At 53.3% G+C, this 7489-nt stretch carries 4 protein-coding genes and 1 pseudogene; 4 read left to right on the top strand and 1 reads right to left on the bottom strand.

Translation table 11 applies throughout. The features are described 5' to 3' along the window. Window positions 1-826: pseudogene (locus tag NW837_RS03485) on the bottom strand (glutamate synthase subunit alpha); the annotation flags it as partial. A 285-nt stretch (window positions 827-1111) separates the two neighbouring features. Between NW837_RS03485 and NW837_RS03480 the strand changes: the two are divergent. The 4 genes from NW837_RS03480 to NW837_RS03465 form a co-directional block, all read left to right on the top strand. Beyond that, window positions 1112-1327, top strand: a complete 216-nt coding sequence (locus NW837_RS03480; protein ID WP_414329292.1) for an IS630 transposase-related protein — start codon at window positions 1112-1114, stop codon at window positions 1325-1327. A gap of 630 nt (window positions 1328-1957) precedes the next feature. Then, on the top strand, window positions 1958-3829 hold the full coding sequence (gene uvrC, locus NW837_RS03475; protein WP_414329291.1) for an excinuclease ABC subunit UvrC: 1872 nt from the start codon (window positions 1958-1960) through the stop codon (window positions 3827-3829). A 206-nt stretch (window positions 3830-4035) separates the two neighbouring features. Continuing rightward, a complete protein-coding gene (locus tag NW837_RS03470) occupies window positions 4036-7245 on the top strand; it encodes a PAS domain S-box protein (RefSeq protein WP_414329290.1) in 3210 nt (1069 codons plus the stop codon). A gap of 37 nt (window positions 7246-7282) precedes the next feature. After that, window positions 7283-7489: nitrilase-related carbon-nitrogen hydrolase (locus NW837_RS03465; RefSeq protein WP_414329289.1), on the top strand; the 207-nt coding region annotated here is incomplete at its 3' end.

The raw sequence follows: 7489 nt of genomic DNA, 5'->3' as shown, positions 1-7489 counted from the left end.
GATGGGAAAGGGTTTGTTCGCGGGCGGCCATCCAGTTGACATTGCCCAGGTAGGTGTTGATCTCGCCGTTGTGGCAGAGGTAGCGGAAAGGCTGAGCCAGCGACCAACGCGGCAGGGTATTGGTGCTGAAGCGGCGGTGGTAGGTGGCGTAGGTGGTGGTGTAGAGGGGGTTTTGCAGATCTCGATAAAACTGGCCCAGAACCGACGATTGCACCATGCCTTTGTAAACGACAACCCGGCAGGACAAAGAGGCAAAATACAGAGCATAAAAGCCAAACCGAGCCTCTACCCGCCGCCGAATGCGCCGCCGCAACAGATAGAGCTGCTGCTCTAGCTCGTCTCCTTCCAGCGTGGGATGGGTGAGGAGCATCTGCCAAATGGAGGGCATGGTCTGCCGCGCCATCGGCCCCAGGCAATTGGGATTGACCGGTACCTGCCGCCAAACCACCCGCTGCCAGTCGGTGGTGGTCAAGTACTCATCGATCACCTGCTGCACCGCCTGACACTCAGCAGGATCCTGAGGCAAAAAGACCATCCCCACCGCGCTGTGAGTGGGATCCCAAGCTCGAATTTCTTCCCTCTCTGCCTGCAACAGCGACCAGGGGATTGCCGTTGCAATGCCCGCCCCATCACCGCTCTGGCCGTCGCCGCCACAGCCACCCCGATGTTCCATACAGGTGAGGGCCTGAAGGGTTTTCTGCAAGAGGTCGTGGCTGGCTCTCCCCTGCTGATTCACCAAAAAGCCGACCCCGCAAGCATCCCGCTCTTGAAAGTGCCAGTTTTCCTGCAGGATAGGGGCCGAGACCTGAGAGGGATGGGGATTCATAGGAGTAAAAACAGTTTGGAATAAATCACGCTTTCAGAGATGGAAAACCAGCATATCGCACTCCAATCCGACAGGAAAAGGGGGGCAGTCTCAAGTCACGGCTGGCTCTTGCCAACAGAGCAACCGTTGGGGCAATCGGCTCAGCGAAGTAAAGACAAAAAAGCTCGCCATGAACAGATTTTTCGAGTTTCTTCTGCAGCTTTCCCCGACGGACTGCGGACGATCTGAGAAAGCTAGGGCGAATGCGCCAGCTCACACCGGCTCCGCTCGCTGGCAACTGGCCCTGTGGAGAACTGCGGTAGGGAGACAGCCGTAGGGTATGTCCAGGAAGAGGGCAACCCCACAGATGTACAACAGATGTACAAAGTCAGGCGTGCAACGGTCTATCGCTGGCTGAACCTAGAAGACCTCAGGCCGACAAAAGTCAAGACCCAGAAGCCAAAGATAGACTTGGCCGCCCTGCAGCAAGACATAGGCCAGGATCCAGGAGCTCAATTGTAAGGATAGAGCTCAGAGATTCGGGTCGCGCCAGCGGGACGGAGCCCTTGCCCTATTGACTATACTGGTGGTGCTCTGGGAGCAATGATACTATTACCCTAGATTTTTCGTGTTTCTGAGTAAGCTCATGCTGACTTGCCCAAGCCGTCATTCTTTTAACTTAGATACGACAAGATCCATAATGGAAAGCAGCATTATCGATGCCAGGATTGTCACAGGCAATTTATACCTGAATCTACTCAAAAGATTGTCTCAGAATTCAATATATCCCTAGTTAACTAGTTAACTAGTTAATAAACTTAAGCGACTTTCCATTGCTGCTATATCTTATGTAAATGAACTACCAGAACTCTGGACAAAATTATGTTAATCACAAATCAACTTATCCTTCCCAAATCATGGAGGTCTACCCGTCAAAAGAGGTAATTTGATCCTGCGATGCGACGAGCTATTGCCATTTGTGCTAGCAGGTTGGAGCTTGAAAGCAGGACGAGCTTCCCAAACTTGTTCAGAATGATTGTTCAGAATGACTGTGTCTCCACATGGATTGGAGTCAGTGTTGCCGAGAAAAGCCATATCCTTGCTAGATTGAAGTCATGGGATCCCTGACTCTACCCGGTAGAACTGAACTTTATGACCGTCCCTCTGATTCACAGCCGTGACGTTCTAGAGAGCCGTCTCAAGGAGATTCCTGCTGAACCCGGCGTATATTTAATGCGAGATGCCACGGATCAGATCCTCTATGTAGGCAAGTCCAAGAAATTGCGCTCTCGAGTGCGATCTTATTTCCGCTTTACCGGCGACCTGCCTCCTCGCATTCAGCGCATGGTAGCTCAGGTTTGCGAGATCGAGTTTATCGTTACCGATAATGAAAGTGAAGCCCTAGCCCTAGAAGACAATCTGATTAAGACCTATCAGCCCCCTTATAATGTTCTCCTTAAGGACGATAAAAAGTATCCCTATTTGTGTATTACCTGGTCGGAGCCTTATCCTCAGCTTTACATCACCCGCCATCGTCGCCTTGATCGGAATCAAGACAAATACTATGGCCCCTACACCGATGTTGGCCTGTTGCGCCATACCCTTGGGTTGGTCAAACGAATTTTTCCCTTGCGCCAACGGCCCAAACCTCTGTACAAAGATCGCGCCTGTTTGAACTACGACATTGGGCGCTGCCCCGGGGTATGCCAAGGCTTGATCAGCCCAGAAGAGTATCGCAAAACGCTGACTCAAGTGGCCATGATCTTCCAAGGCCAGACAGATGAGCTGATCCGAGAGCTGCAGGAGAAGATGATCCAGGCCGCCGAACAGGAAAATTATGAGGCAGCCGCACGATATCGGGATCAAATTCGCGGTTTGGAACAATTGGGAGAATCCCAGAAGGTCTCTTTGCCTAACTCTACCGTCAGCCGTGATGCTCTGGCCTTGGCCATGAATGATTCACGAGCCTGCATTCAATTGTTTCAGGTGCGGGCAGGCAAGTTGGTGGGGCGGCTGGGGTTTGTGGCCGAAAACCGCGGTGACGACCCAGGCCTTATCTTGCAGCGGGCTTTACAAGAGCATTATCAATACTGCGATCCGGTGGAAATTCCCTCTGAGATTTTGACCCAGTATGAATTGCCCGATCACGATTTTCTGGAGTCTTGGCTGAGTCAGAAAAAAGGCCGCAAGGTCAGCCTTGTTGCCCCCCAACGGCAGAGCAAAGCCGAGCTGATCGAGTTGGTTGAGCGGAATGCACAACTGGAGCTAACCCGCACTCAGCGCTTGGCGGATCGGGATGCCGCGGCCTTGGAGCGCTTGGCAGAAGTCTTGGATTTGCCGGATGTGCCCCGCCGTCTAGAAGCCTACGATATTTCCCACATCCAGGGATCCGATGCTGTGGCCAGTCAGGTGGTGTTTATCGATGGCCTGCCTGCCAAACAGCACTACCGCCGCTACAAGATTCGCAACCCTGAGGTGCGCCCCGGTCACTCCGATGATTTTGCCAGCCATGCAGAAGTGGCCCGGCGTCGCTTCAGCAAAATGACCCCTGAGGATCAGCCGGATTTGGTGCTCATCGACGGGGGCAAGGGGCAGTTGTCGGCAGTCATGGCCGTCTTGGCGGATTTGGGGCTGGATCACCTGCCGGTAATTGCCTTGGCCAAACGAGAAGAAGAGATCTTTCTGCCGGGGGATCCTGTGCCCTTGCGGTTGACCGCCCAAGATCCGGCTCGCTTGTTGTTGCAACGCCTGCGAGATGAGGCCCACCGATTTGCTCTCGCCTTTCATCGCCAGCAACGGAAAGCGCGTCAACATGCCTCTACGCTGGACGAGATCCCCGGCTTGGGCAAGTATCGGCAAAAGCTGCTGATGGAAGAATTTCGGTCGATTGCCCGCATTCAGGTGGCCTCAGAAGACCAGTTGGCTCAAGTGCCCGGCATTGGCCCGAAGATTGCCCGGCAGATTTACCGCTACTTTCACCCGGAAACTCAGGCGGAATCCCCGGAGACTGCAGGGGTGGAGTAGTTGAGAATCTGCACAGGGATCCCTGCCCTACCGGCAGCCCACGGGGTAACATCCACAGAAACCTAAGCGCCCTTCCTCGCCCGTGATTTTACGGGGTTAGGGGGGAACTTGTAGTGCGGGAAACATCGCTTAAGGCAGAAATGATACATAATCCCAAGGACAGGTGTTCTCAGTGCCCTGGTACTGCTTGCCAATAGGGGATCCTGATGCTGGCCGAACTTGATGTGCTCCTGGAAAATGCCCCCATTGGGATCTTTCGTGTGGATCTGCAGGGACGATACCGGTTTGCCAATGCCAAGCTTGCCGAGATATATGGCTATACTTCCTCTGCCCATTTGATGCGCCATCTGTCGGATTTTGGCCATCATCTCTATGCTGACGCTGCCGGTCGTCGCCAGTTTTTCCAGGATCTGCTTGCAGGCAAAGTCGGCGATGGGAGAGTGGCCCAAGAGTTTTTGATCCACAGTCGCAAGGGCTTGGACTTGTGGGTGCGAGAACAAATTCAAGTTGTCCGCAATCCGGCAGGGGATCCCCTCTATTTTGAGGGGTATGTGGAAGACATCACGGCGCGGAAGCAGGCTGAACAAGCGCTTGCAGAGAGCCAACTCCGCTACAAAAGGTTGGTTTGTGCTATCCCACAAGCCTTAATGATCTTTAGCCAAGAAGGCCAATGCCTAGAGCTGATTTCTTCCCCGGAGAATGCTTGTGTTGCCTCACTCCCAGCAGAGCACCTTCAGGGAAAAGCAGTGCAAGAGCTGTTCGGCTCTGAGGTTAGCGACCAACTCCGGAGGCTGATTGACCGTTGCTTGAGCAGCGGATCCCGGCAAACCTTGGAATATCCCCTAACCAACTCAGCGGGAGAGCTCCGTTACCAAGAAATTTGCATAGTTCCCTACGGAGCAAATTGCGTGCTTGGCTGCATTCAAGATATTACCGAGCGTAAGCGTCTAGAGCTGGCTTTGTTGGAGATTCAACAGCGATTCTGGGGTATTGTAGAGTCCTGCAATTTGGGCATTTCTCTGCTGCCTCTTGAGCCAGAATCCAAGCCACATGGCATGAACTCAGCCCTCAAGGATATAACAGGATATTCTGCAGAGGAACTGAAAGCTTTGCCTCTGGAGGCCTATATCCCAGATTTGGCTGATGTTGAAACCCTAAAAAACCTCTGGCAGGAGATGATCGAGGGTCGGCGCAGTCATTATGAATGGGAACATCGCTACACCCGAAAGAATGGCCAAATCATCTGGGTAAAGTCTCAGGTTTATGTTGTGAGAGATGAAGAACAAAAGCCTCTGTTTGCCGTTTACTTCCTGGATGATATTAGCGAGCGCCGATCCATCAAATCTGCTCTTGAGGAAATTCAAAACCAATTGCAGGGGATCTTCAACTTCTGTAGCCAAGGGATTGCTCTGATGAGCCTGGATCCTGATCCCCGGTATCTCAGCCTCAACCCGGCAATGGCAGAGATTACAGGGTACAGCGAGGAAGATTGGTCGGCTCTGAAAGCGGAAGATTACACTCCCTATCCTGAAGACCGAGAACGGGGCGAGATACTCTGGAATGAATTGATTGCCGGATACGCTAGCAACTATGAATATGAAAAGGTGATCCGCCGTAAAGATGGCAGAGAGATCTGGGTTCGCCTGCAACTGTCTGTAGTGCGAAACGCTCAAAACGAGCCTCTGTTTGCCATTCAATTTCTAGAAGACATTTCCGAGCGAAAAAGGGCCGAAACTCACCTGCGAGAAAGTTTGGCCGATCTGGCCCGCAGCGAAGCACGTTACCGCGCCCTTTACGAAGTGATTCCAGACATGATTCTGCAGGTGGATCGGCAAGGGCTAGTCTTGTCCTATAAGCCCCCCAGAGGATTTGCATCCGCCTATCCCGATGACCGCTATCTCAACCAATACATTCAAGATCTGTTTCCAGAGCATTGGAAAACCTACTTTGCTCCCTTGTTGGAGAAAGCCTTTCAAACGGGAGAAATTCAGGTTATTGAATATCCGCTTCCCAAAACTTCTCAAGACACTGCGGAAGCATTGCCGGAATATCGTGAGGCCCGTCTGTTGCCCTTTGGGCCGGATGAGGCCATTGTTTTGGTGCGTGATATTACTCTGCGTAAGCGTTTGGAGCTGGCCCAGCAAACGCGAGAAGCTGAGTTAACAGCTCTGGTGCAACAGCGAACCCAGCAACTGGAACGCAGTCTACAGTTTGAATCGATTCTGCGCCGCCTCATCCATCAGATACGGGCAACTCTGGATGAAAGGCAGATCTTGCAGACAGTTGTGAACGAGCTGGGGAAATTTTTGGGCGTTCTTTTTTGCAATGTTGGCCTTTACGATAGCCGCCGAACCTACTCCCTGATCAGCTATGAATACACGACGCTTTCGACCTCTGGGGTCGGGGCTCGGGTTCAGATGAAAGATTTTCCCCTCTTCTACGAACAGCTATGGCGAGGCTGGTGCTTTCAACTGTGCGCTCGGGATCGTCAACGGGATCCCGACACTTTGCCCCCTTATTTGACCAAGCTGGCCTGCCCCATTGCGGACGATCAGGGCATTCTTGGGGATCTGTGGCTGGCCCGGCCCCCTGAGGAGAGTTTTAGCGATTGGGAAATCGATTTGGCCCAGCAAATGGCGGCCCAGTGCGCGATTGCCTTGCGACAGGCCAGGCTCTACCTCAGCAGCCAGGCTCAGGTGACGGAATTGAAAAAACTCAGCCAAATTAGGGATAACTTCCTGGCCGCCGTCTCCCATGAGCTGCGCACTCCCCTTACCAGCATTAGCCTCTCGGTTCACCTGCTGAAACTGAGCCATCAAGTTTCTCCTCTCACCCCCAAGCAAATCCAGTATCTTGAGGTTCTGGAGCAGGCGTGCGAGCGAGAGATCTCCCTAATTAACGATCTTCTAGATCTACAAAATTTGTCGGGCAATACGCTCAAGCTGCCCTCTGAGCAGGTTAACCTGCCTCTCCTTTTGGCACCTCTTATCAATCGGTTCCAAGACCGGATGCGCAAGCGGCAGCAAACCCTAGAAGTTCACTGGGATCCCCACCTGCCCTATCTGCACACCCATCCTCGCCTGTTGGAGCGCTTGGTCTGTGAGCTTTTGACCAATGCCCACAAATTCACGCCCGCCGGCGAACACATTGTCCTAGAGGCTGTTGCTTTAGGTTCCGACCGCTGGGAGCTGCGCTTGACCAACACGGGCACCACCATTCCCCTCGAAGAACAAGAACGCATTTTCGAGCAGTTTTATCGCATCCCCCACTCGGATCCCTGGCAGCAGGGGGGAACAGGCTTGGGATTGGCTCTGGCCCAAGCCATTGCCAACCACTTGGGCGGCTCTTTGCAGGTGGAAAGCACTGCCCACCAAACCACGTTTATTCTTCGCTTGCCCGCAGCAGAATCTTGTTGACGATTCGGTTTGGGCCACTTATGGTGAGATTTACCATATGGGGGGCAGGGTGAAGGTAGCGCTGTTGCAACTGAACTACATCGTCGGCGATCTAAGCGGAAATGCCGAGCGCATCCGTTCGGCAGTCGAGGCAGTGGCGGCGGCGGGAGCAGAGTTGGCCATCGCCTCGGAGCTGGCGTTGCTGGGATATCCACCCCGCGATTTGTTGCTCTACCCGGCCCTGATCGAGAGAGCGAACCAAGTT

The sequence above is a fragment of the Synechococcus sp. R6-10 genome (genome assembly GCF_047461815.1).
In the GTDB taxonomy this organism is placed as follows: Bacteria; Cyanobacteriota; Cyanobacteriia; order Thermostichales; family Thermostichaceae; genus Thermostichus.
This window is presented reverse-complemented; position numbering and strand designations above follow the sequence as displayed.